Here is a 24,268-nt window from a genome sequence, read left to right as displayed (position 1 = left end):
TTATCTTTACGGCTAGTTTAATATATGATTAAGTTGAAAGACATATGAAAAAAAGTTTGTTGTATTTATTTACCATAATATGTTCGCTATATTTTATTACAGCATGTAGTGATGATGAGAAGCCTGTAACATGGCAGGATATTTCTAAAACATATACAGGCAACCAGTTGGATTTGGGAACGTCTTTGATAGGTTCTGTTGGTTCTGTTAAGTTGGAAGCTGTATCTGCAGATAAAGTAAATCTGGTATTAACCGATATACTTCCCGGAGAAAATGAAGTGACATTATCTGCGATATTAATGAAAGGAGGGGAGTCATCGTCTTTTCCAGGTGATTTTATAATAAAGGGTATGGCTACCATTTCAACTGGTGAGCTTACTGTAAACGGTTATATTCTGAAAGGTATATTGAAATTGGATATTGTTCGCGAGATGACCTCTTCTGTTGTTGGTAATTGGGATCTGACAATACAAGATGGGAAAACGGCTGATGTGTTCATTTCCGTTAAAGGGACACCTTTGGATGATTTATTGAATAGTATGGGACCTGTTGTCGGCCAGTTATTGGCACAAAAAGTAGAAAAGGTCTCTGTTTTATTTGGAGAAAACGGACAATTAGTAGTTGGGTATAAAATGCCGGGATCGGATGCTATAGATCTTCCGCCTGCAGAAATAGCTCCTGTACTTGTAAATCTTTTGACATGGTATGAAAAAGACGGTATAGTATATATTGCTGCCCGTAAAGATATTGTAGATATTATTGTTGCTTTGATACCAAAATTGTCTGAGATTGATATTACTCCTTATCTGTCACTGCTGGAATTGAATGGTAGTTTTTATGTTTTACCTATTCATGCCACGATAGAGGCAAACAATGCCAGGTTATATGTTACAAAAGATTTTGTGCAAAAAGTATGGCCATTGATTAAAACATTAATACCTGCAGACAGTCAATATGCATTTCTGCTACCTATTGTTGATAGTGCTATTAACTCAGCACAGTCAATAGAGATCGGGTTAGGATTTACCACTCCTTGTATAATCCCGGCAGACTAAAACCAAACTCCTTTATTCTGGTTATCTCGGTGCTTTAAGATAGAGGTAAATAGCAATGAATGTATAAAGGATATTAGGAATCCAAGCTGCTACCATAGGACTAACATATCCATTAATAGCAAAAGTGGATGTAATGGTCATAAATAGAATGTATGAAAAACTTAATGCAAGGCCAATACCGATGTTCATACCCATTCCTCCTTTTATTTTTCGCGAAGAAAGAGATGCTCCAATAGTTGTCAGGATGAATGCTGCCATAATGGTAGCAAAACGTTTATGATACTCTATCTGGAAAGTTTGTATATTTCCGATACCGCGCTTTTTTTGACGTTCAATATAAGTATTTAATTCCGGGCTGGTCATTGTTTCGCAATCGTTTACAGATATGAGGAAATCGGAAGGAACAATTGTTAATGTCGTGTCCTTGCGAGTGCCTTGTGTAATATGTTCGCGCATACCGTCAAAATCGCGTATCATATAGTCGATAACTGTCCACTGATATAGAGAATCATACTTAATCGAATTTGCTGTTAGGCGGGATATTAATTTTTTATCATCAAAATTTTCCAATGAGAAACGATACCCCATATTTGATTTTCCGTCATAACGATCAAAATAGGCTATTACACCAGGTTCTACCTCCAATTGCATGTGGCTGACATATTCTTCTTTTTTGTTTCTGATATATTTATTCTGAAAATCGATACGGGTAATATTGGCCGGTGGAATAATAAATGCATTTAGGATAAATGTAACCAATGCAATGATTGTTGCTGAGATGGCGTAAGGGACCATAAGGCGCCTAAAACTCATACCACTAGCCAACATAGCTATGATTTCAGACTTGTCGGCCAGCCTTGAAGTGAAAAAAATTACAGCAATAAAAGTAAATAAAGGACTGAATAAGTTGGCAAAATAGGGTACGAAATTCATGTAGTAATCGAATATAATAGCCTTTAATGGTACGTCCGGATTAAGGAATTTATCGATTTTTTCATTTATGTCGAATACTACCGAGATTGAAATAATCAAGGCTATAGCGAAAATGTATGTTCCCAGGAATTGCTTGATAATATACCAGTCTATTCGCTTGAGTTTATATTTCATATCTTATAGTCTGTTAGATAATTGACGTACCATACCACTTTTCCATGTCGTAAAATCGCCTGAAATTATATGTTTGCGGGCTTCTTTTACCAGCCAAATATAAAAAGCAAGGTTGTGGATGGAAGCAATTTGTAATCCTAAAAGTTCGTTTACTTTTATCAGGTGATGTAAATATGCCCTTGAATAAAGCGTATCGACGTATGAATTTGCATCCGGATCGATAGGAGAAAAATCGTTCTCCCATTTCTTATTTCGCATATTCAATGTACCAAAGCGAGTGAAGATTTGTCCATTTCGCCCGTTACGGGTAGGCATTATGCAGTCAAACATGTCCACTCCGCGTTCAATGGCTTCCAGTATGTTGACCGGAGTTCCGACTCCCATTAGGTAACGGGGTTTGTCTTTAGGCAAAATCTCATTTACAACTTCGATCATTTCATACATTTTTTCTGTAGGTTCACCTACCGCTAGTCCTCCAATAGCATTTCCATCAGCTCCTTTTTGGGCGATGTTCTCGGCAGCACGCCGACGTAAATCTGTATAAACACAACCTTGTACAATAGGGAAAAGGCATTGACTATAACCATATTTAGGATCTGTACTATTGAAGCGTTCAAAACAACGATTCAGCCAGCGCTCGGTTAATTCAAGGGACTTTCTGGCATATTCGTAATTGGCATCTCCCGGACAGCATTCATCAAAAGCCATGATAATATCTGCGCCGATCGAGCGTTGTATATCCATTACCTTTTCCGGACTAAACATGTGTCTGGATCCGTCAATATGTGAACGAAACTCTGCACCTTCTTCATGCAACTTACGGTTATCTGATAATGAAAAAACCTGAAAGCCTCCGCTATCAGTCAGTATAGGACGATCCCAGCTATTGAATTTATGTAATCCGCCGGCTTGCTCCAGAATATGGATGCCGGGACGTAGATAAAGATGGTATGTGTTTCCTAAAATGATTTGTGCATTAACGTCTTCTTTTAATTCTGTCATGTGTACGCCTTTTACTGTTCCTTGTGTACCGACAGGCATAAAAATGGGCGTCTCAATTACACCATGATCGGTAGTAATTAATCCTGCCCTTGCATTTGATTTTGTATCGTTGTATTGTAATTCGAAATTCATGCTGAAAAATTTGTCGGCAAAGGTAGTGTTTTTCTATCAGAATCCGAAGTCTTCTACTTCTACCTTTTTTACCTCTTCCTCTTTAGGTTTTTCTACAAATTTATGTACTGTATTTGACTTTACAATAATAGCTCTCATCGGGCGTACCGGGCAGATGGACTCACAACCGCCACAACCGATACATAAATCAGGGTTTACATCAGGTATAGTCAACGTACCTTTATACGGAATCATGTGTACTGCTTGGGTCGGACAGTGCTCCGAGCAAGCACCACAGTCTGTACCTTCCGTTTTTACAATACAACGGTTAATAAAAAAGGTAGCAATACCTACTTGAGTAGTTGCTTTTTCTTCTTTAGTAAGAGGTTGTATTGCATGTGCGGGGCATACGTCAGCACATACAGTGCATTCATAATTACAGTAGCTGCTTATGTAAGCTAAATGAGGTTTCAGCATATAATCGAAACCATATTCTGTTCCTGCCGGACGGAGTACTTGACTGGGACATTTCACGACGCAAATATGGCAAGCTGTACATTTATCTTTAAACCGCTCCAAACTAAGTGAGCCGGGGGGAGTAACTGGCAGCCATTTTTGTCCCTTTCCGCAAGATGCTCCATTTCTGTTTCGCTTGCGTTTTCTTACTCCATTTGCTATAACGGATATTACAGGAAGACTTGCAGCAACAGTAGTAGCAGTAGCGATAAAAGTACGTCGACTATTAGTCTGAACCTCAGCACTATTAAGAGTTTGTGCTGTTTCTGTCTGGTTTATTTCTTTTTTGAATAAAGACCTGAAGCGATATTGTAATCCTCCTTTGGCACATGATGAAACGCAGTTGAAACAATCTACGCAGCGGGATGTATCAACCGTTAAATCCTGACTGTTGATAGCTTCTGCTTTACAAGTGTGTTCGCAATTTCCACAATGAGTACAAGCGTTTTTGTCGAAAGAGATGCTGAACAACGAGAAGCGGGATACCAAACTAAGAGAAGCTCCTATCGGACATAATGTGTTACAGAATAATCGTCCCCGGAATACAACCATAATTATGAATACGAATAGTGCTATGATTGCAGATATTAAACCGGCCGTGGTGACAGTGCTGATTGTTACATGGTATAATGAATAGTTATCCATCTTCATCAATACATCAGCCAAAAGATTGTTGCTCCACATAATAACAGGCCGGAATAAGTTTGTGGCTATACGTCCGAAGTTACTGTATGGGTCTAACAGTAAACAAAGTTCCATAATGCCCAATGCACCCATAACGATTGTAAATGCAAGTAGCGTATAACGTAAAACGTTTGCCGGTCTATGATATTTGAACCTGCGAACCCCGTTTTTTTTCTTTTTGCCTATACAATATATCCGATTGATGATATCTTGTAAAATTCCGGCAGGGCAAATTGTCGAACAATAAATACGTCCGAAAATCAGGGCCAGTATTAACTGTAATATAACAATTCCTCCCATACCGCTTAATATGGAAGGCATTAACTGAATATGTAATAATTTACCTGTTTTGTCGGGTAGTATGCCTGCAAAATCAATAAAAAACAGAAATATAGGTACGAAAAAGAGGATTGAGAGAAGTACCCGCAATCCTTTTAAGTAATTAGTTCGTTTCATCCTTTATATTTTTATACGTTTAATGGTTACCTTATCCAGATTGGTGGTTCCTAACTTTAGTTTTTCACCTTTTTCCAGATGACTGACGGCAGCCATATCGAGTTGTTTTACCTGATTAAACAATTTTAGAGCGGCAGTATCAACCGCTACTATGTTAGGAGATACAATTAATGATTTCAAAACGGCAACATCGGCAGCAGTTTTGCCTTGAGGGCCATTTTGATGCATGATGCGGTATGCATCTACAATATTTAATACCGGTTTCTTTTGCCATGTGCAGATGTCTGCTATGCATTGTTGTAAATCATTTTGATGGAAAAAGCGCCGGTCCCATACAATACCCATGTAGTTCTTCATGGCGCACGTCATTTTTGCACCTCCATGATTTTTTAATACAGGAACATTAATCCATACATCTGCTTCAAGCAGTGCTTCATGTATTTGAGCATTTTTTAAATTTACCCCGTTAGGTATAGCTACTTCTTTGTAATACTTTTCATCGTTTCCCGGCATTATTATTCCTCCTGCTTCTTTAACAGCAGCAGCGATACCGCTTGTTTCATAACATTTTTGCCAGTTGTCGCATGTATGGTCAAACACTGTCACTTTTTCTGCTCCGGCAGCAAAGCATTTTTTCACCAAAGCTTTTACTAATTTAGGATTTGTATTTCCTGCCATTTCGGGTGTCCTGTCCCAACCGATATTAGGTTTTATAACTACCTTTTGTCCTTTTTTTATATACTTTCCGATTCCTCCCAGGACATCTAATGCTTTTTCAAGCATCACTTCCGGTTCGCCTCCCATTACGGCAACCATATCAGGGACTTGCTCTACAGTTATAGTATTAGTGGAAAGGGCAGCATGTAAACCTTCAAAGTTTAAAGAAAATGCAGTACCTGCTATAACACTGGTCTTTAGGAAATCGCGACGTTTCATCTCTTAATAGTTTAGAATTACTTGAACAAAGGTAGTAATTATCTGATAATAGATTATCTTTGAGTGCAAAAAAATAATGATCTATGATTTTAAACACATATATTCCTTTGAGATCGTTTATAAATGGATGGAGCAGAAATAAGACTGATACAGAACTTATTTTTTCTGCTGTTAATCTGATGCATACATTTTCTTTTGAGGATTATGGTCTGGGGCTTCTTCGTAGAGCAATCGGTTTATATGAACAAAAAATGAATATCCATCCGGATAATAGTAAACAAGCAATTCCTTTTTTTCGGGAAAATAGACGAATGCTGGTTGGCCCTGAGATGGAAATGTATATTATTTCCATGTATGAGAATGATTTGGTACCGCCATACTTGCAGATGGCTGATAGTCCTATCCTGAAAATTTCATTAGACTATGAATCATTAGCCGAATATTGTTTATTGGAAAATTTATATCTGATACGTTGTAAATATGATGAAGAACTGTCTTTGCAGACCTTTGTCAAGCAATTAGAGAGAGAATACGATAAGTTCTTTTTTGACGAAGAACATACGGGATTTACGGCAGACTCCCGTTTCTTTTCTATGCTTTGTAATGCCTGCATGGAAGTAAAAAGGCCGGAAAAAATGGAAGAAAAGGAATGGAATGTTGCTTTATTCCGCCATCCTTCAGAAGCTGAATATGGTTTTGTGGAAGGAAAATTGACGCCTTTTATATCAATTCCTGTTCCTGTAAATTGTATAAAAAGGATTTCTTTGTTAAACAAAGACGGAGATATTTTGTCATTCAGTGCTTTGGCAAGTTTCCTTCAAAGTAAAGGTTTGGCTCCCGAATTATACCTGGAAGGATTGATAGAAGAGTGATATTATAAAATGATCGGGATGATTTTAAAAAAACATCGGGATCATTTTATAATATCATCGGGACGATTTGTTTTTTATAAATTGATAAAAACAGACATATGAAAACATTAACGGATGAACTACTTACAATTCAGGTTGCCGAACGTGGGGCGGAGTTGTCCAGTATCGTATCAAATAAAACGGGAAAAGAATACCTGTGGCAAGCCGATCCCGTTTTTTGGAAACGTCATTCTCCTGTACTTTTTCCGATAGTGGGAAGCCTATGGAATAATGAATACCGTTATCAGGGTATTACGTATAAGCTTTCCCAGCACGGATTTGCCAGAGATAAAGATTTTACGTTGCTCTCTGAATCTGCCACAGAAATTCGGTTTGGATTGGAAAGTAATGAAGAAACTTTGGAATTATATCCATTCCCGTTTATATTGGAAATAGGTTATTTGCTTCATGAAAATAAAATTGATGTATTGTGGAAGGTGAAAAATACCGGACATAAGGACATGTATTTTCAGATAGGGGCACATCCTGCATTTTATTATCCTGATTTTAATTCGGAAAAAGAAAAGAGAGGATATCTTTCTTTTGATAAAAAAGAAGGGGTGGAGTATATTCTTATATCAGAGAAAGGCTGTGTTTCACCGGATAAGTATTCTTTGGCTTTACAAGAGGGGCTGCTACCGTTGGATATCCATACATTTGATAATGATGCTTTGATATTTGAGGATAGCCAGTTAAAAAAAGTGGCATTGTTGGATAAAGACAGAAATCCATACGTGACATTACATTTTACTGCGCCTGTAGTAGGATTATGGTCTCCTCCGGCTAAAAATGCACCGTTTGTCTGTATCGAGCCATGGTATGGGCGTTGCGATTCGGTTTATTTTAACGGTGATTATAAGGATAAAGATTGGATACAACACCTATTGCCCGGAGCAACATTTGATGCACATTATACGATAGAGATAGGATTAAAGGATAAATTGTAAAGGTTGCTTCCGGAATATTTGACTACCTTTGTTGCAATTTATTTAATTAATGTCATTACCATGGATCAAAATACTAAATCACAAATTATCGGTTTAATTCATCGTGAAGTTATACCTGCAATTGGCTGTACAGAACCTATTGCAGTTGCTCTCGCTGCTGCTAAAGCTGCAGAAACATTAGGAAAAGAACCTGAGAAAATAGAAGTGCTTTTGAGCGCCAATATTTTAAAAAATGCCATGGGGGTTGGTATTCCTGGAACAGGTATGGTTGGGTTGCCTATTGCAATTGCCCTTGGTGCTTTAATAGGTAAATCATCTTATGGCCTGGAAGTTTTACGTGATCTTAATGAAGAGGGTCTGAAAGCCGGTAAAATGATGGTGGATCGTAAATGTATACATATTTCACTTAAAGAGAATGTCGATAAGCTTTATATAGAAATAAATTGCTTTGCTGGAAATGATTCGTCAAAAGTGATTATTTGCCATGAACATACTCATATTATATATGTAGAAAAAAATGGAGATGTGCTGCAAGATTGCCGCGTTTCAGGGTCATCAAATGAAGATATGTGCAATGATAATGATTTGCGTTTATCTTTTTCTACAGTGTATGAGTTTGCAACAGAAATGCCATTGGATGAGATACGGTTCATTTTACAAACTGCCGAATTAAATAAAAAAGCGGCCGAAGAATCTATTCAAGGGAATTACGGGCATACGGTGAGTAAGACTGTTTCGGGAAAATATGGTAAAAAATATTTGGGAGAATCTACTTATACCCACATGTTAGCCGTAACGGCTGCAGCCTGTGACGCACGTATGGATGGTGCAATGATACCGGTTATGAGTAACTCTGGTAGTGGAAATCAAGGTATTGCTGCGACATTACCTGTTTTATCATTTGCCGAAGATATAAAATGTACGGAAGAGCAGTTGATCCGCTCTTTAATGTTAAGCCATTTAATGGTGATTTATATAAAACAGAGTTTGGGGCGCTTATCTGCTCTTTGCGGATGCGTAGTAGCTGCCACTGGTGCCAGTTGTGGTATAACATGGTTGATGGGCGGGAGCAAAATACAGATATCGTACGCTATTAAAAATATGATTGGTAATATTACCGGAATGATATGTGACGGAGCCAAACCCAGTTGTGCCATGAAAGTTTCCAGCGGTGTTTCTACTGCCATGCTTTCGGCATTGATGGCTATGGAAAATAAAGTAGTAACTTCCGTAGAAGGCATTATAGATGATGATGTAGATAAATCTATATCCAATTTAACAGCTATAGGCTCGCATGGAATGGAGGCTACAGATAAACTTGTATTGGATATTATGACAGGAAAATCTTGTTGATATAATCCTTTTTTTTATCCAAAATATGCATACTATTTAAGGAGAAATCCGTATGTTTGCTACACACCTTCTGTAGGTGATTGTTTCCCTTAAATAGTATGTACTATGAATAAAGTAAAGACATTAGATGATCTTCGTAAAATGCGTGACTCTTTTCGCGCATCTTTAGATTTGCGGGAAAAAAGTGACCATCCTGAAAAAATGATTCAGATAAAAATTTCGATGGCAACGTGTGGAATAGCTGCCGGAGCAAAAGATATAATGAATTATTTTATTGAAGTACTCGATAGGGAACATATAGACGCATTGGTTACTCAAACCGGATGTATGGGGTATTGTTATGCCGAACCTACTGTCGAGATATTGGTTCCGGGGAAAGAACCTCTGGTATTCGGGTATGTAAATAAGGCAAAGGTGGATGAAATTATATCTCAATATATACGATATGGAATATTAGTAGACGGAATCATCCCTGTTTCTTATACAGCTGTTAAACCTGAATAATAAATACATTTCAAATACTAGAAAGAATGGCACAATACACTAATTATATTTTGGTGTGTGGTGGTACCGGTTGCCGCGCATCCCAAAGTGAAAAGATCATAGGAAATCTGAAAGCTGCTGTAGAAAAAAACGGATTACAGAAAAATGTACAGGTAATCCGCACCGGATGCTTTGGTTTCTGTGAAAAAGGCCCCGTCGTAAAAATGATTCCGGATAATACATTTTATGTGCAAGTGCAACCGGGTGATGCCGACGAACTTGTTAAAGAACACCTTGTAAAGGGGCGGAAAGTAGAACGGTTACTTTATGTAAACCCGGAAACAAATGAGCAGATTTTAGACTCCAAACATATTGATTTTTATAAAAAACAACTTCGTGTTGCATTACGTAATTGCGGTTTTATAAATCCTGAGAATATAGATGAATATATAGCCAGGGACGGCTATGTGGCATTAGGAAAAGCAATTACGGAAATGACTCCGGAAGAGGTAATAAAAGAAATTATGGATAGTGGACTCCGTGGCCGTGGTGGTGGCGGTTTTCCTACGGGCTTGAAATGGCAGATAACACGAAAAGTACAGGCTTCTCAAAAATATGTTGTTTGTAATGCCGATGAGGGTGATCCGGGAGCATTTATGGATCGGTCTATATTAGAAGGTGATCCTCATTCGATTGTGGAAGCTATGGCTATTAACGGATATTGTACCGGAGCTAACAAGGGGCTCGTATATATTCGTGCAGAATATCCTTTAGCCGTGGAGAGGTTGATGATTGCTATTAAGCAGGCAAAGGAATACGGTCTGCTAGGAGATAATATATTTGGTAGTGGTTTTTCATTTGATATTGAGATACGATATGGTGCAGGAGCATTTGTTTGCGGTGAAGAAACAGCATTAATTCATAGTATGGAAGGCTTACGCGGTGAAGCTACCGTAAAGCCTCCGTTTCCAAGCGAGCAAGGATATAAAGGTTATCCGACGAATGTCAATAATGTAGAGACGTATGCAAATATTCCGGTTATTTTACTGAAAGGAGCAAAATGGTTCAGTAGTATCGGTACGGAAAAGAGCAAAGGTACAAAAGTATTTGCTTTAGCTGGAAAAGTAAATAATGTCGGTCTGATAGAAGTTCCGATGGGAACTACTTTGAGGGAAGTAATATTTGGAATTGGCGGAGGTATTAAAGATGGTAAAAAGTTTAAAGCTGTTCAAACCGGAGGACCTTCCGGAGGATGTTTGACAGAAAAACATCTGGATCTGCCGATTGACTATGATAATCTGTTGGCTGCCGGTTCTATGATGGGATCAGGAGGAATGATCGTTATGGATGAAAATGACTGTATGGTTGCCATGGCAAAATTTTATCTTGATTTTACAGTAGAAGAATCATGTGGTAAATGTGCCCCGTGCCGTATAGGAAACAAGCGTTTGCATGAGATTCTACAAAAAATAACTTCAGGTAACGGAACGGAAGATGATCTGGATAGATTGCGTAATCTGGCAATGGTTATAAAAGATACGGCTTTGTGCGGATTAGGACAAACTTCTCCTAATCCTGTCTTATCCACTATGGATAATTTTTATGACGAATATCTGGCACATGTACATGATCATCGTTGCCCTTCTCATCAATGTAGAGAGCTTACCCAGTATTATATCAATCCGGAGAAATGTAAAGGTTGTACATTATGTGCCCGCGTTTGCCCCGTACATGCAATTACCGGAGATCGGAAAGTACCACATGTTATAGACTTGCAAGTATGTATCAGGTGCGGAACTTGTATGGACAAATGTAAGTTCGATGCGGTATATGTACATTAAATTCAGATAATCATGGAAACTGTAAAATTAATTATAGATAAGAAACAGGTTGAAGTTTCAAAAGGTACTACAATATTGGATGCGGCTAAAAGCGTAGGCATACAAATACCTACACTCTGTTATATGAAACTGGAAGATTTGCATTATGAAAATAATCCGGGAGCCTGCCGTATTTGTGTAGTTGAGATAGAAGGACGTCGTAATCTGGCTCCGTCCTGTAAAACAGAATGTATCGAAGGAATGGTCGTAAAAACCCATACGCCACGCGTTATGAATGCCCGTAAAACTGTAATGGAGTTAATTTTATCCAATCATCCGGCAGAGTGTCTTACTTGTAGTAGTAACGGACATTGCGAATTGCAGGTTATTGCACACGATTTAGGTATAAGAGAAATACGGTATGCAGGCGAACAATCTAAATTCCAGATAGACCGTTCGCCTTCTATTGTCCGGAATATGAATAAATGTATCATGTGCCGCCGTTGTGAAACGATGTGTAATTCAATACAAACAGTGGGGGCACTGACTGCAGTGAACAGAGGGTTTAATGCTGCTGTGTCTACAGCGTTTGAACGCGATATTGCTGGAAGTACTTGTTCCTATTGCGGCCAATGCGTGTCCGTTTGCCCTGTTAATGCATTAAGTGGTAGAAATACGCAGCAACCGGTGTTGGACGCATTAGCTGATCCTGCAAAAATAGTAATTGCCCAAACGGCTCCGGCTGTACGTACTGCATTAGGCCGGGATTTCGGCTTTGAGCCAGGCACTCTTGTAACGGGAAAGATGGTTTCTGCTCTTCGCCAGTTGGGTTTTGATTATGTGTTTGATACTGATTTTGCCGCCGATCTGACTATTATGGAGGAAGGTACTGAGCTATTACAACGTTTGGGCAAATATCTGAATGGGGACGAAAAAGTAAAGATTCCAATGATGACAAGTTGTTGTCCCGGATGGGTAAGTTTTGTAGAACAACATTTCCCTGAATTAAGAGAAAACCTTTCAACAGCAAAAAGTCCGCAACAAATGTTTGGAGCAATAGCAAAAAGTTACTTTGCTAAAATATTAGGAATAGATCGCAAGAATTTGGTGGTCGTCTCTATTATGCCGTGTCTGGCGAAAAAATATGAAGCCAGTAGACCTGAGTTTTCGGTTGATGGCAATCCAGATGTCGATATTTCTATTTACACCCGCGAATTAGCCCGGCTGATTCGTTATGCCAATATTGATTTTAATGAGTTACCCGATAGTGATTTTGATCATCCTTTAGGAGAGTCTACGGGAGCAGGTATTATTTTCGGGACAACGGGAGGCGTTATTGAAGCAGCCTGTCGTACGGCGTATGAATTATTTACAAAAAAGGTATTACACAAGGTTGATTTTGAAGAATTGCGGGGTATGGAAGGCATCAGAAGTGCTACCATTGATTTTGAAGGCGTACCTGTTAAAATAGGAATTGCACATGGTTTGGGTAATGCCCGGAAGTTAATAGAAGAGGTAAAAAATGGCACTTCACCTTATCATGCGATAGAAGTTATGGCTTGTCCGGGGGGGTGTATAGGAGGAGGAGGGCAACCATTCCATAGAGGACGTATGGAAGTGTTGCGTAAACGTGCAACAGCTCTTTATCAGGAAGACGTAAACAAACCTCTCCGTAAAAGTCATGAAAATCCATATATACAAAAACTGTACAAAGAATTTCTGGGAGAACCATGCGGTCCATTGGCCCATAAATTATTACATACACACTACATTGACAGGAAAGAGATCGTAGGGCTGTATATGCAAACTGATAAAAGAGATTAAGCTATGGATACAATACATTTGCCACAAACGAAAGTTGAAGAATTACATACTATATGTGCAGAACATAACAATGACGCAGGAGAACTGATTAATATACTACATGCAGCCCAGGGACTGTTTGGATATTTGCCAAGAGAGGTACAGGAGATAATAGCTGCGGACTTACGGTTGCCCGTTTCCCGCGTATATGGAGTTGTTACTTTTTACTCATTTTTCACTATGACTCCGAAAGGTAAATATCCCATATCCGTATGTTTAGGTACAGCATGCTATGTGCGTGGTGCTGAAAAAGTGATGGACGAATTTCAGCGGCAGTTGGAAATAAAAGTAGGAGAGACAACATCGGACGGGCTTTTTTCTTTAGACTGTTTACGTTGTGTAGGAGCTTGCGGTTTAGCTCCGGTCGTTACAATAGCAGGAAAAGTCTATGGACGTATGACTCCGGAAAAGGTCAGGGATGTACTTTCTGAGTACTATATGCTGGGTGAATAGTTAATAGACAAAAACAATGACTCGATAGAATTATTCTATCAAGATTTTTTAATATTTATAAAAGGTCTGTTAATAGAATATTCTACCTTTGCGTCAAATAAATCTAAAACAACCAATTAATTATGCGTAACACTATTTTTTGTAAAATTACGGCATTACCGATCGGATTACTTTCACTGGCATTTAGCATTTCCAGTTGTAGTACCACCGATTACAAAAAGTATGCTGGTGATGAAGCTAAGCAAGTAGCATCTATTATTCGCGAAAATGGATGTTTGCAGTGTCATGCAGAAAATGCTCCAGTTCCATTTTATGGAAAATTGCCTTTTATAGGATCAGTAGTTAAAGCTGATATGCTGGAAGGTACACGCTACCTGGATCTTACTGCAATGGTGAATGCCTTGGAAAACGGTCTGCCAGTATCGGAAGTAGATATGGCCAAGGTAGAAAATACAGCTCTTAGTGGAACTATGCCTCCTGCAAAGTATTATACAATGCCCATGCATTGGGGAACGAATCTTGATAGTGAAGAGAAAGCGGTTATCATATCATGGGCAAAGAATGTCCGTAAAAATAGTTTTCTATCACCCACAGTTGCAGAAGAGTTTGCAAATGAACCGGTGCAGCCGTTAATGACTTCTATTCCGACAGACTCTGCAAAAGTAGCTTTGGGATTTGCTTTATATCATGATACACGTTTATCTGGAGATAATACAATTTCGTGTGCTACCTGCCACGGATTAAACACCGGAGGTGTAGATCGTAAACAATATTCGGAAGGGATTAAAGGACAACTTGGAGGCGTAAATGCACCGACTGTATATAATGCAGCTTTAAACTGCCTGCAGTTCTGGGATGGTCGTGCTGTCGACTTAAAAGAGCAGGCTGCCGGCCCTCCGTTAAATCCGGTTGAAATGGGCAGTATTTCTTTTGATGAAATCAGTAATAAACTAGCTGAAGATAAGGATTTTAGTAAAAAATTCTTAGCCATATATCCGGAAGGGTTTAACCAGTCTACAATTACGGATGCAATTGCAGAGTTTGAAAAAACATTGCTTACACCGAGCCGTTTTGATAAATATTTGATGGGAGATAAAGATGCTCTTACTGCAGATGAATTGGAAGGTTACCAACTATTCAAAGACAATAAATGTGCTACTTGCCACGTTGGTATAAATATAGGAGGACAGTCCTTTGAATATATGGGTATTAAAAAGAACTATTTTGATTATCGCGGTACAGGTTTAACAGATGGTGATAACGGACGTTTTGCTGTAACAAAAAATGAGTCTGACCGTCATAAATTCAAAACTCCTACACTACGTAATGTAATGATTACTTATCCGTATATGCATGATGGTAGTATTAAAACTGTAGAAGATGCCATTCGTGTTATGCATCAATTCCAGATAGGCAAAAATATTACTGATCCGGAAATTAAGAAGATTATAGCATATCTGAATACATTGACCGGCGAATATAACGGAACAATGTTACAGTAATGTAATACAAAAATAACAAGTATGCCCTTTCGCTTAGTCTATATCATCTTTTTACTTGCTGCTTATCAGAGCAGTGAAAAAATATGGGGACAAGAGGAGGGGCTTGCTTCTTATTATCATGAGCGTTTCCATGGCCGCAGATCTGCCAGCGGACGTTTGCATGATAGTGGTGAGTTGGTAGCTGCTCATCGTACTTATCCCCTAGGCACTTTTTTGAGAGTGACAAATTTGTCTAATATGAAAAGTGTTATAGTTTGTGTGACCGATCGCGGTCCATTCCGAAAAAAACGTATTATAGACCTTTCACCGGCTGCTGCCGAAATATTGGATTTTATAAAAAAAGGCATCACAAAAGTAAGATTAGAGGTAGTTCCTGCTGCATTAGATTTGAGATACCTTGATTTGATTTATCCGAAAATACCTTATTTGGAAACCAGTCATTTACGAATCAATCCTCCTTATAAAGTAAAATTTACAAAATAGCGTCTAATCAAATTCTAATTTCAACTAAGAGCATTCTAACGTGATAGATAAAGTTGCAGACAAGTATTTTTATAAGTGTCATAGAAATCTACAAACTCAAGAAGACAGATATTACGTTTACGAAAATTTTTATTTATCCCTTTTATGAAGATGAACGTAAATTCAATATAATGGTTCGTTACGAATCTTCATTCCGGAGAAGTGAAGAGGAAATTGGAAAGATTCTTGTACCGGCACGTGATGGTACAATGGTTCCAATAAAAGAACCAGCCGATATTCGAACGATAACAGGACTGCTTATCATATATCGTGAAAATCATACACGTTTCTGTACAGTGAAGTTTTCTGTACGAGGACGTGATATGGGAACGGCTGTTGCCGGCGGCACTTAGCTATGGTATCGGATCGGAGATCCAGCGTCCGTTAGCTATTGTTATCATCGGTGGACTTATAGGCGAACATTTTTCACTTTGTTCGTCTTTCCTTTGATGGTAGAAGCTTTTTATCATCGTATGATGTATGATAAAAACGGAAAATTACTGCAACGTAGGTTGTAATATTATATCTTTGCAAAACAGGTAGTTTAAGAAAAAAATTAAATATGGCTAAAATATTATTGGTAGAGGACGAAGTTAATATAGCCTCATTTATAGAACGGGGACTAAAAGAGTTTGGCCATGATGTGCATGTTGCTTATGATGGTGCTACCGGATGGGAATTGATCCAAAAAGAGAGTTTTCAGCTTTTAATTCTGGATATTATTATGCCGAAGATAAATGGATTGCAGCTGTGCCGCCAATACAGGCAATTATATGGATACCAGTCTCCTGTTGTGATGCTTACAGCTTTAGGAACGACCGATGATATAGTCAGTGGCTTGGATGCGGGTGCAGATGATTATCTGGTTAAACCTTTTAGCTTTCAGGAATTGGAAGCCCGTATTAAAGCCCTGTTACGCCGTTCGGGCAATGAAATGCCAACCCATGCTCTTTGCTGCGGTAGCCTATCTTTAGATCCGACAGGTCACCGGGCTTTTCGCGATAATACGGCAATTGATCTTACAGTGAAAGAATTTCGCTTGCTTGAGTATTTTATGCAAAACCAAGGCGTGGTTCTTAGCCGGCTCAATTTGTTAAAGCATGTTTGGGATAAAGATTTTGATACGAATACAAATGTTGTAGATGTATATGTGAATTATCTTCGTGCCAAAATAGATAAAGACTTTGACCATAAGCTTATTCATACGGTTGTTGGGGTCGGATATATGATGGAAGCATGAAAATAGGCAATAAAATAACATTGTTTTATACAGCTATTACTGTAGGCATAATAATGCTGGTTGTCGTTGTTTTCTACTTTGTATCAGCCAATTATATCACACGTCTTTATTACTCGTATTTAACGGAAAAAGCATATGCCACAGCCGCAAAGCATTGGGAAAAGGACGAGGTAGATACAGATAGTTATGCCAGGATTCAACAACATTATGAAGAAACTCTTCCTGTGGCTACGGAAATACTGTTGAATGCAGATAGTATTGCCGACACGCATACAACACTGGAACGTTATCTTTCAGAAAAAGAAATTAAGGAATTATACAATGGTGAAGTAATCAACTTTAGCCATGATTTTAAGGTTGGTACTGCTGTTTATTATCCGGATAACGAAGGCAATTTCATAATTCTTGTAATATCCAATAATCAATATGGAAGTGAAATCCAGAAACGTATAGGCGGATTATTGCTGATCTTATTGCTTATTGGTATTATCCTTATATATCTGGTAGGGAAGCTTTATGCTATTCGTATGGTGGATCGGATAGATGCAGCATATCAGAGTGAAAAATCATTTATCGGCAGCGCTTCCCATGAGTTGAATAATCCGTTAACTGCGATACAGGGAGAATGTGAAATCAGTTTGTTGAAAGAACGCACACCAGAAGAATACCAAGCCGCATTAGAACGTATAGCGGCGGAAACAAAACGGATAATTACATTGATGAAGCATCTTCTATTTCTTTCTCATGGCGATAAAGAAATTGTGAAAAATGCCCGTGAAAATATTCCTTTAGCAGACTTTTTGATGCGATTTGTGGATGGCCGTATAGGTTTTTGCACAGATAATTTTGCATATACATTCCAAGCAAATCCATATCTGCTGAAAATAGCAATCAGCAACCTCTTGAATAATGCGTGTAAATATTCTAAAGATACACCTGTCGAAATGCGTTTAAACGGAGCTATACTTGAAATTACAGATCAGGGCATAGGCATTCCAGCTGAAGAGATAAAGCGTATTTATCAACCGTTTTACCGTGCTAGTAATACACGTGAATATGCAGGACACGGTATTGGTCTTAGTCTTTCCATGCGGATACTGACCACGTATGGAGCAAAAGTTGATATTATTTCAGAAGAAGAAAAAGGGACTACTGTTCGGATTGAATTTCCATAATGGAATCGGAGCTGGTTAAAAGTCCTTTAGCCGGTCCTGCTATTTTTACCGATTCAGGTGTAACGCCTTGTGCTTCTTCCTGGCTAATAAGTCTGCGATCTGTTAAACGTGCCGTAATTACAGAACATTCATATCTGTAAATCAGTTATTATTAAAAACAGATATTATGGCATATAAAATTGCGCTTTTCGGTGCTAAACCGTATGATATAGCTTCGTTTGATAAAATAAACGAACAGTATAACTTTGACATACGCTACTTTAAAGGACATTTAAACAGGAATAACGTGGTCTTGACTCAAGGCATGGATGTGGTATGTATTTTTGTTAATGACACTGCTGATGCCGAGGTAATAAATGCTATGGCTTCCAATGGAGTAAAGTTGCTGGCTTTACGTTGTGCAGGTTTTAATAATGTGGACCTGTCTGCGGCAAAAGATAAATTGCCCGTCGTACGCGTTCCTGCTTATTCACCTTATGCTGTAGCAGAATATACGTTGGCATTAATGTTATCGCTAAATAGGAAGATACATAGGGCTTACTGGCGTACAAGAGACGGTAATTTCTCGTTGAATGGCTTAATGGGATTCGATATGCATGGTAAAACGGCCGGTATTATCGGAACCGGAAAGATTGCAAAGATATTAATCCATATTTTAAAAGGACTGGGCATGCACATTTTAGCCAACGATTTATATCCTGACGAGAAATATGCTGTTGAAGAAGGATTTACTTATGTTCCATTAGATGAATTATATAAACGTGCAGATATTATATCGCTCCATTGTCCGTTGACAGAACAAACACGTTATATCATAAATGATGACTCTATTTCTAAGATGAAGGACGGAGTAATGATTATTAATACAGGTCGTGGACAACTGATCAATACAAATGCATTGATTGAAGGTTTGAAAGAAAAGAAAGTGTCGGCTGCAGGCTTGGATGTTTATGAAGAAGAAGGTGACTATTTCTATGAAGATAAGTCCGATAAAATTATTGATGATGATGTTTTGGCAAGATTGCTCTCATTTAATAATGTGATTGTTACTTCCCATCAGGCATTTTTTACGAAAGAGGCTTTGCACAATATTGCTGAAACGACATTCAAAAATATCGATGATTTTCGCAAGGGGCTTCCTCTAATCAATGAAGTTACAAAGTAATATTCTATAAGGAGATTATTATTTATCGCTGATTTATTATATTTTTGTGGCCATTGTCCGGTGTGAGCCAGGCAATGGCTTTTTAATGAAAATACGATTTATGAAAATAGATAAACAAACCGGTTTAGTCTTGGAAGGAGGAGGGATGCGTGGTATATTCACCGTAGGTGTATTAGACTATTTTATGGATAATAATATCCGTTTCTCTTACACAATTGGTGTTTCTGCCGGAGCAAGTAATGGCATTTCGTATGCATCCTGGCAACGGGGACGATCCCGTTTCAGTAATATAGATTTACTTAAAATATATAATTATATAGGCTTACGCCGTTTACTGCAAGGCAAAGGTTATATAGATCTTGATTTTTTGTTTTATACATATCCCGAAAAGTATTATCCTTTTGATTATGATACATATTTTCGTTCTTCCGAACGCTTTGTTGTGGTTACAAGTAATTGTTTAACAGGAAAAGCTGAGTATTATGAAGAAAAAAAAGATCCTAAAAAACTGCTTGATGTATTAAGAGCATCTTGTTCCTTGCCGGTTATGTGTCCTGTGGCTCACGTAAACGGGATTCCTATGGTAGACGGAGGTGTTTGTGATGCTATTCCGGTTCGTCGGGCTATAGAGGACGGTTACAAAAAAAATGTCATTATTCTAACTCGCAATAAAGGCTATAGGAAAGCTAATAAAGATTTTTATTTACCCGGATTCATTTATCGTAAATATCCGGCAATAAGGGAACAGCTGAAGTTACGTTATCGTAGTTATAATAATGTTTTAGATTATATCGATCAATTAGAAGCGGAAGATAAGGCTATTGTTATTCGTCCTCAAAACCCAATCACTGTTGGACGTACGGAACGGGACGTTAAGAAACTATCTGAATTATATGATGAAGGATATGAATGCGGGCGCATGATAAAAAGAGGTGACTTTTGAAATCAATATTTTTGTCTTGATATTTCAAAAGTCACCTCTTCTAAAGGACAACAAATCTAAAGATTAATCCTTGCATTTGCTATGTACATCCTTGCTAATCCTCATAGCACAGAAATTAGGACCACACATCGTACAATACTCTCCATCAGTTACAGCACTTTCTTTATAGTACTGCAATGCACGCTCCGGATCAAGGGCCAGATTGAACTGGTCTTTCCAACGGAAATCGAAACGGGCTTTACTTAAAGCATTGTCACGCACTTGTGCGCCAGGATGTCCCTTTGCCAAATCAGCTGCATGTGCAGCAATTTTATATGCAATAACACCGTTGCGCACATCTTCTTTATTTGGCAATCCCAGATGCTCTTTAGGAGTAACATAACAAATCATAGCTGTGCCGTGCCAAGCAATCTGTGCACCACCGATGGCAGAAGTTATATGATCGTAACCTGGAGCGATATCGGTCGTTAAAGGGCCTAGTGTGTAAAAAGGTGCACCATGACAGGCATATTGTTGCTCTTTCATATTTTCGTGTATTTTATTCATCGGCACATGTCCCGGTCCTTCAATAATAACTTGCACGAATTGATCCCAGGCTACTTGTGTCAATTCTCCCATTGTATGCAATTCGGCAAATTGAGCAGCGTCGTTGGCATCGTAAATAGAGCCAGGCCGTAAACCGTCTCCTATAGATACGGCAACGTCATAAGCTTTTAATATTTCGCATATCTCAGAGAAATGAGTGTAAAGAAAATTCTCTTCATTATGAATCTGCATCCATTTGGCCATAATTGAACCGCCTCGTGAAACAATTCCGGTCAGACGCGTCTGCGTCAATTCTATGTGTTTTTTTAATAAACCTGCATGAATTGTAAAATAGTCTACACCTTGTTCTGCCTGTTCTATTAGAGTGTCGCGGTAAATTTCCCAGGTCAGATTTTCTACACATCCGTTTACTTTTTCTAATGCCTGGTAAATAGGCACGGTTCCCATTGGTACCGGACAGTTTCGAATAATCCATTCACGTGTTTCATGGATGTTGTCTCCGGTGGAAAGATCCATCAAAGTATCGCCACCCCATTTGCAGCTCCAGACAGCTTTCTCTATCTCTTCATCTATACCGGATGAAAGAGCCGAATTGCCAATATTTGTATTGATTTTGACAAGAAATTTTTTACCAATAATCATTGGTTCTGCTTCCGGGTGATTAATATTGGCCGGAATAATGGCACGTCCGGCTGCTATTTCTTTACGAACAAAATCCGGTGTTATATATGATTTCAGTCCCAATGCTTCAATCTGTTGGTTTTCGCGAATGGCAACATATTCCATTTCCGGTGTTATGATGCGTCGTTTGGCATAATACATCTGAGTGATATTTTTCCCTTCTTTGGCTCGATAGGGCAAATGGCGCTTGGGAAAACGGATTGAGTCGAGTGTTTGGTTTTCTAATCTTTCACGGCCATATTCTGAGGTAAGCTCACTTAACTGGATTAAGTCACGGCGACGTTCATACCAGTCTTCACGAATACGGGGAAGACCGGCATTAATATCAATTGATATTTTGGAATCCGAATAAGGACCGCTTGTGTCATAAACAATCACCGGATTATTCTTCTTGCATATCTTTTCGCCGTTATCGTCTATCGTCACAGTATCTAACAGCTTGATTTTACGCATACCTACCTTAATTTTATTAATCTCTCCCGGAATATATATTTTCTCAGAAGAAGGATAAGATACACGCATGTTTTTCTTTGTTGCCATATATTTAAGTTTAATATTTATCTTCGCAATATTTTTTTATCTCAGATAAGAATTTCCGGGTCGATTCTATAGGATCCGGAGCATTAACAATAGATCCTGATACGGCAATTCCATCGACACCTGCATCAAATAAAGGACCAACATCTTCTAAGCGGATACCGCCTACAGCGACAATAGGAATCATACATCCGGATTCTCTGCACTCATTTATTATTTTACGATACCCTTCCAGACCTAAAATAGGACTTAATTTCTTTTTCGTTTCTGTATAACGATAAGGCCCCAATCCTATATATGAAGCCCCTTCTTTATCTGCATGCAATATGTCTTCCAAAGTATTGGCAGTAGCGCCTATATGAGAAATAAGGCTCCAATGACAGCTATCTAAAATTTGCCGGGCTTCAGATAAAGGCATATCCTGTTTACCCAAATGAATAGCCCTGGCGTGACTTTCCATAGCCATCTCCAGATTATCATTCATACAAAAGATATATTCGGGATCCGATATTTTAAGTTGGGAAATTGCCCTGGCAATTTCTATGTCAAATTTATCTTTCATACGGAGTTGCAACCAAGTTCCTCCGCCTTCATAAAACATTTTAGCCTGATCCAATTCTGTATATTTGCCGGAACAATTTGTAATGAGCATCAGACGGTTTGTATTTTTTATCAATGAATAGCCAGACATAATTCTAATGATTTGAATCGTTTTATAATATTATTTACTTCTTTTTCAGAAGGAGATTGGCCCCATAATGCTCCTAATACTGCTACGCCTCCGAAAGCTATATCTTTGAGCTGCGGTATAGTGGAAATGTCAATGCCTCCCAGTGCAATTACTTTCTCATTAATCAGACCTGTTTTTGATGCTTGCCATAGTATGTCTAAAGGAAAGCCATTTCCGTAACCTTGCTTGGATATACTTTGAAAAATAGGGCTGAGAAACCGGTAATCAAATTTTGCATTCTCTGATATTTCCTGCAAACTATGGCATGAACAACTTATGCTTCCCGAAAATCCGTTGGGAATAGTATTGTTTCTTCTATTTAGATGGATTCCTTTAAAATGATAAGGATTACCGTTTGCAACCAGTCCAAATTGATCGTGTAAAACAATATGTGAGTAATATTGAGAAGGTATTTCCAAGATCAACTTCTCTAATGCAGATCGGCTACAATGCGGTTTCCTGAGATGCAAACATCCCATTCCTTCCCTAAACAGATTGGAAAGGATTTCTCCTTCGCCACAGAAGAAATATGGTGTTGTTATAACAAACAATTTTTTCATCCGTGTAATTTTATTTTCTGTAAAGGCACCGGAGAAAAGAAGTGATTCGTTGCACCATGTCCATTACCGACACAGACATCAGCTCCTTCTGCTAAAGCGTTCGTAATGTATATTTTTGCCATACGTACAGATTCCTGTAAATTATTGCCAAGAGCTAAATATGCAACTATGGCCGATGACAAGGTACAACCGGTACCATGTGTATTATTCGTATGAACTGTTTGAACTTCAAGATGTATTGGAGCCAAATCCGGCATGATAAGAATATCTTTTGTCGTTATACCGGCCAGATGCCCGCCTTTTATAAGAACTGAGCGACATCCCATCTCTTGTAAACAACGGGCAGCTTTTTCCATATCCTTTTCATCTTTAATATTGATACCGGATAAATATGCTGCTTCATCAACATTGGGAGTAACCAAGGCTACGTTAGGAAATAATTCATCGATAAGTACATGTATTGCATTATCTTCCAAAAGCTTCTTCCCACTTGTTGAAATCATAACAGGATCTAATATTGTATAAGCGGGAGCAAAGATTTTTATTGATTCTGCAACAATATGGATGGCTTCTTTATTATGAAGCATACCTATTTTGACAGCATCTATTGTGAAGTCCAGAAAAACGGCATCTATCTGTTTTTTCAATAAATCGGGAGTAACGGCTTGTATTCCGTAAACAGTTTGTGTATTCTGTGCTGTTATTGCAGTGATAACCGATATTCCAAATACACCCAATGCAGAAAATGTTTTCAAATCTGCTTGTATTCCTGCTCCACCACCACTATCGGATCCTGCGATAGTTAGTGCTGTTGGATAACGAAAAATATTGTTTCTATCCATTTTTCTTATCAAAAAGGAGGGAAAAAGCCTCTGTGCTTTCCTACGACGGCATTACCCGTATCAGGTTCGAGGGTATGATCTCAGCCCATACAGTTTGGCACCCCTTTATGTAATACAAAGGTATAAAG

At 38.4% G+C, this 24,268-nt stretch carries 22 protein-coding genes, 1 pseudogene and 1 riboswitch; of the genes and pseudogenes, 15 read left to right on the top strand and 8 right to left on the bottom strand.

Translation table 11 applies throughout. The features are described from left to right. Positions 1-44 precede the first annotated feature (44 nt). Positions 45-1,055 carry a hypothetical protein gene (locus C4S38_RS02860; RefSeq protein ID WP_103982474.1) on the top strand — a complete coding sequence of 337 codons (1,011 nt, stop codon included), beginning with the start codon at positions 45-47 and terminating at the stop codon, positions 1,053-1,055. Positions 1,056-1,076: 21 nt separating this feature from the next. On the opposite strand, the gene C4S38_RS02855 is transcribed toward C4S38_RS02860, so the two are convergent. Genes C4S38_RS02855 through C4S38_RS02840 form a run of 4 tightly spaced genes read right to left on the bottom strand, consistent with a single transcriptional unit; the run spans position 1,077 to position 5,867 of the window. Next, positions 1,077-2,162 carry an LptF/LptG family permease gene (locus tag C4S38_RS02855; RefSeq protein ID WP_103982473.1) on the bottom strand — a complete coding sequence of 362 codons (1,086 nt, stop codon included), beginning with the start codon at positions 2,160-2,162 and terminating at the stop codon, positions 1,077-1,079. A gap of 3 nt (positions 2,163-2,165) precedes the next feature. After that, the gene (gene tgt / locus C4S38_RS02850; protein ID WP_103982472.1) at positions 2,166-3,296 is read right to left on the bottom strand and encodes a tRNA guanosine(34) transglycosylase Tgt; all 1,131 of its coding nucleotides are present in this window, start codon (positions 3,294-3,296) and stop codon (positions 2,166-2,168) included. A 36-nt stretch (positions 3,297-3,332) separates the two neighbouring features. Beyond that, positions 3,333-4,931, bottom strand: coding sequence for a 4Fe-4S dicluster domain-containing protein (locus C4S38_RS02845; RefSeq protein WP_103982471.1), 1,599 nt, complete (start codon positions 4,929-4,931; stop codon positions 3,333-3,335). Positions 4,932-4,934: 3 nt separating this feature from the next. Beyond that, positions 4,935-5,867 carry a DUF362 domain-containing protein gene (locus tag C4S38_RS02840; RefSeq protein ID WP_103982470.1) on the bottom strand — a complete coding sequence of 311 codons (933 nt, stop codon included), beginning with the start codon at positions 5,865-5,867 and terminating at the stop codon, positions 4,935-4,937. 83 nt (positions 5,868-5,950) lie between these two features. Here C4S38_RS02840 and C4S38_RS02835 point away from each other — a divergent pair, with 83 nt between their 5' ends. From C4S38_RS02835 to C4S38_RS02770, 14 genes and pseudogenes are all read left to right on the top strand, one after another. After that, positions 5,951-6,739, top strand: coding sequence for a hypothetical protein (locus C4S38_RS02835; RefSeq protein WP_103982469.1), 789 nt, complete (start codon positions 5,951-5,953; stop codon positions 6,737-6,739). A 98-nt stretch (positions 6,740-6,837) separates the two neighbouring features. Next, a complete protein-coding gene (locus C4S38_RS02830; RefSeq protein WP_103982468.1) occupies positions 6,838-7,725 on the top strand; it encodes an aldose 1-epimerase family protein in 888 nt (295 codons plus the stop codon). Between the two features lie 60 nt (positions 7,726-7,785). Further along, positions 7,786-9,078: an L-cysteine desulfidase family protein gene (locus tag C4S38_RS02825; protein WP_103982467.1), complete on the top strand. Its 1,293-nt coding sequence runs from the start codon at positions 7,786-7,788 to the stop codon at positions 9,076-9,078. 105 nt (positions 9,079-9,183) lie between these two features. Then, entirely contained in the window at positions 9,184-9,582 is a 399-nt protein-coding gene (locus tag C4S38_RS02820) for a (2Fe-2S) ferredoxin domain-containing protein (RefSeq protein WP_099465630.1), read from the top strand. Positions 9,583-9,608: 26 nt separating this feature from the next. Next, entirely contained in the window at positions 9,609-11,402 is a 1,794-nt protein-coding gene (locus tag C4S38_RS02815) for an NADH-ubiquinone oxidoreductase-F iron-sulfur binding region domain-containing protein (protein ID WP_103982466.1), read from the top strand. A 12-nt stretch (positions 11,403-11,414) separates the two neighbouring features. After that, entirely contained in the window at positions 11,415-13,205 is a 1,791-nt protein-coding gene (locus C4S38_RS02810; RefSeq protein ID WP_103982465.1) for an NADH-dependent [FeFe] hydrogenase, group A6, read from the top strand. A gap of 3 nt (positions 13,206-13,208) precedes the next feature. Further along, positions 13,209-13,697, top strand: coding sequence for an NADH-quinone oxidoreductase subunit NuoE family protein (locus C4S38_RS02805; protein WP_099465633.1), 489 nt, complete (start codon positions 13,209-13,211; stop codon positions 13,695-13,697). Positions 13,698-13,819: 122 nt separating this feature from the next. After that, positions 13,820-15,199, top strand: a complete 1,380-nt coding sequence (locus C4S38_RS02800) for a cytochrome c peroxidase (RefSeq protein ID WP_103982464.1) — start codon at positions 13,820-13,822, stop codon at positions 15,197-15,199. Positions 15,200-15,220: 21 nt separating this feature from the next. Then, a complete protein-coding gene (locus C4S38_RS02795; RefSeq protein ID WP_103982463.1) occupies positions 15,221-15,682 on the top strand; it encodes a septal ring lytic transglycosylase RlpA family protein in 462 nt (153 codons plus the stop codon). A gap of 143 nt (positions 15,683-15,825) precedes the next feature. Then, positions 15,826-16,239: pseudogene (locus tag C4S38_RS02790) on the top strand (efflux RND transporter permease subunit); the annotation flags it as partial. A 44-nt stretch (positions 16,240-16,283) separates the two neighbouring features. Then, positions 16,284-16,961 (top strand): response regulator transcription factor, encoded by a 678-nt coding sequence (locus C4S38_RS02785; protein ID WP_103982462.1) that lies wholly within the window; start codon positions 16,284-16,286, stop codon positions 16,959-16,961. Beyond that, complete coding sequence (locus tag C4S38_RS02780) at positions 16,958-18,136, top strand: sensor histidine kinase (RefSeq protein WP_103982461.1); 1,179 nt, start codon at positions 16,958-16,960, stop codon at positions 18,134-18,136. The genes C4S38_RS02785 and C4S38_RS02780 overlap by 4 nt, the downstream gene beginning before the upstream one ends. A 166-nt stretch (positions 18,137-18,302) precedes the next feature. Further along, positions 18,303-19,301 carry a 2-hydroxyacid dehydrogenase gene (locus tag C4S38_RS02775; protein WP_103982460.1) on the top strand — a complete coding sequence of 333 codons (999 nt, stop codon included), beginning with the start codon at positions 18,303-18,305 and terminating at the stop codon, positions 19,299-19,301. A gap of 100 nt (positions 19,302-19,401) precedes the next feature. After that, positions 19,402-20,244 carry a patatin-like phospholipase family protein gene (locus tag C4S38_RS02770; RefSeq protein ID WP_103982459.1) on the top strand — a complete coding sequence of 281 codons (843 nt, stop codon included), beginning with the start codon at positions 19,402-19,404 and terminating at the stop codon, positions 20,242-20,244. Between the two features lie 63 nt (positions 20,245-20,307). Here the strand turns inward: C4S38_RS02770 and thiC are convergent, their stop codons facing one another. The 4 genes from thiC to thiD are packed head-to-tail and all read right to left on the bottom strand — an operon-like array spanning position 20,308 to position 24,140. Continuing rightward, positions 20,308-22,011, bottom strand: a complete 1,704-nt coding sequence (gene thiC / locus C4S38_RS02765; protein ID WP_103982458.1) for a phosphomethylpyrimidine synthase ThiC — start codon at positions 22,009-22,011, stop codon at positions 20,308-20,310. A 10-nt stretch (positions 22,012-22,021) separates the two neighbouring features. Continuing rightward, a complete protein-coding gene (locus C4S38_RS02760) occupies positions 22,022-22,699 on the bottom strand; it encodes a thiamine phosphate synthase (protein WP_103982457.1) in 678 nt (225 codons plus the stop codon). Continuing rightward, positions 22,681-23,298, bottom strand: coding sequence for a thiamine phosphate synthase (locus C4S38_RS02755; protein ID WP_103982456.1), 618 nt, complete (start codon positions 23,296-23,298; stop codon positions 22,681-22,683). The genes C4S38_RS02760 and C4S38_RS02755 overlap by 19 nt, the downstream gene beginning before the upstream one ends. Next, the gene (thiD, locus tag C4S38_RS02750) at positions 23,295-24,140 is read right to left on the bottom strand and encodes a bifunctional hydroxymethylpyrimidine kinase/phosphomethylpyrimidine kinase (protein ID WP_103982455.1); all 846 of its coding nucleotides are present in this window, start codon (positions 24,138-24,140) and stop codon (positions 23,295-23,297) included. The genes C4S38_RS02755 and thiD overlap by 4 nt, the downstream gene beginning before the upstream one ends. Positions 24,141-24,160: 20 nt before the next feature. Beyond that, positions 24,161-24,255: riboswitch (TPP riboswitch) on the bottom strand. Positions 24,256-24,268: the final 13 nt, after the last annotated feature.

Source organism: Parabacteroides chinchillae (genome assembly GCF_900108035.1).
Taxonomy (GTDB): domain Bacteria; phylum Bacteroidota; class Bacteroidia; order Bacteroidales; family Tannerellaceae; genus Parabacteroides; species Parabacteroides chinchillae.
The sequence above is the reverse complement of the archived record's forward strand: the minus strand, read 5'-3'. Positions and strand labels throughout refer to the sequence as shown.

Excerpts from the sequence above, each read along its gene's own strand:
- C4S38_RS02860 (WP_103982474.1), top strand. The coding sequence starts at position 45 with ATGAAAAAAAGTTTGTTGTATTTATTTACCATAATATGTTCGCTATAT.
- C4S38_RS02855 (WP_103982473.1), bottom strand. The coding sequence starts at position 2,162 with ATGAAATATAAACTCAAGCGAATAGACTGGTATATTATCAAGCAATTC.
- tgt (WP_103982472.1), bottom strand. The coding sequence starts at position 3,296 with ATGAATTTCGAATTACAATACAACGATACAAAATCAAATGCAAGGGCA.
- C4S38_RS02845 (WP_103982471.1), bottom strand. The coding sequence starts at position 4,931 with ATGAAACGAACTAATTACTTAAAAGGATTGCGGGTACTTCTCTCAATC.
- C4S38_RS02840 (WP_103982470.1), bottom strand. The coding sequence starts at position 5,867 with ATGAAACGTCGCGATTTCCTAAAGACCAGTGTTATAGCAGGTACTGCA.
- C4S38_RS02835 (WP_103982469.1), top strand. The coding sequence starts at position 5,951 with ATGATTTTAAACACATATATTCCTTTGAGATCGTTTATAAATGGATGG.
- C4S38_RS02830 (WP_103982468.1), top strand. The coding sequence starts at position 6,838 with ATGAAAACATTAACGGATGAACTACTTACAATTCAGGTTGCCGAACGT.
- C4S38_RS02825 (WP_103982467.1), top strand. The coding sequence starts at position 7,786 with ATGGATCAAAATACTAAATCACAAATTATCGGTTTAATTCATCGTGAA.
- C4S38_RS02820 (WP_099465630.1), top strand. The coding sequence starts at position 9,184 with ATGAATAAAGTAAAGACATTAGATGATCTTCGTAAAATGCGTGACTCT.
- C4S38_RS02815 (WP_103982466.1), top strand. The coding sequence starts at position 9,609 with ATGGCACAATACACTAATTATATTTTGGTGTGTGGTGGTACCGGTTGC.
- C4S38_RS02810 (WP_103982465.1), top strand. The coding sequence starts at position 11,415 with ATGGAAACTGTAAAATTAATTATAGATAAGAAACAGGTTGAAGTTTCA.
- C4S38_RS02805 (WP_099465633.1), top strand. The coding sequence starts at position 13,209 with ATGGATACAATACATTTGCCACAAACGAAAGTTGAAGAATTACATACT.
- C4S38_RS02800 (WP_103982464.1), top strand. The coding sequence starts at position 13,820 with ATGCGTAACACTATTTTTTGTAAAATTACGGCATTACCGATCGGATTA.
- C4S38_RS02795 (WP_103982463.1), top strand. The coding sequence starts at position 15,221 with ATGCCCTTTCGCTTAGTCTATATCATCTTTTTACTTGCTGCTTATCAG.
- C4S38_RS02785 (WP_103982462.1), top strand. The coding sequence starts at position 16,284 with ATGGCTAAAATATTATTGGTAGAGGACGAAGTTAATATAGCCTCATTT.
- C4S38_RS02780 (WP_103982461.1), top strand. The coding sequence starts at position 16,958 with ATGAAAATAGGCAATAAAATAACATTGTTTTATACAGCTATTACTGTA.
- C4S38_RS02775 (WP_103982460.1), top strand. The coding sequence starts at position 18,303 with ATGGCATATAAAATTGCGCTTTTCGGTGCTAAACCGTATGATATAGCT.
- C4S38_RS02770 (WP_103982459.1), top strand. The coding sequence starts at position 19,402 with ATGAAAATAGATAAACAAACCGGTTTAGTCTTGGAAGGAGGAGGGATG.
- thiC (WP_103982458.1), bottom strand. The coding sequence starts at position 22,011 with ATGGCAACAAAGAAAAACATGCGTGTATCTTATCCTTCTTCTGAGAAA.
- C4S38_RS02760 (WP_103982457.1), bottom strand. The coding sequence starts at position 22,699 with ATGTCTGGCTATTCATTGATAAAAAATACAAACCGTCTGATGCTCATT.
- C4S38_RS02755 (WP_103982456.1), bottom strand. The coding sequence starts at position 23,298 with ATGAAAAAATTGTTTGTTATAACAACACCATATTTCTTCTGTGGCGAA.
- thiD (WP_103982455.1), bottom strand. The coding sequence starts at position 24,140 with ATGGATAGAAACAATATTTTTCGTTATCCAACAGCACTAACTATCGCA.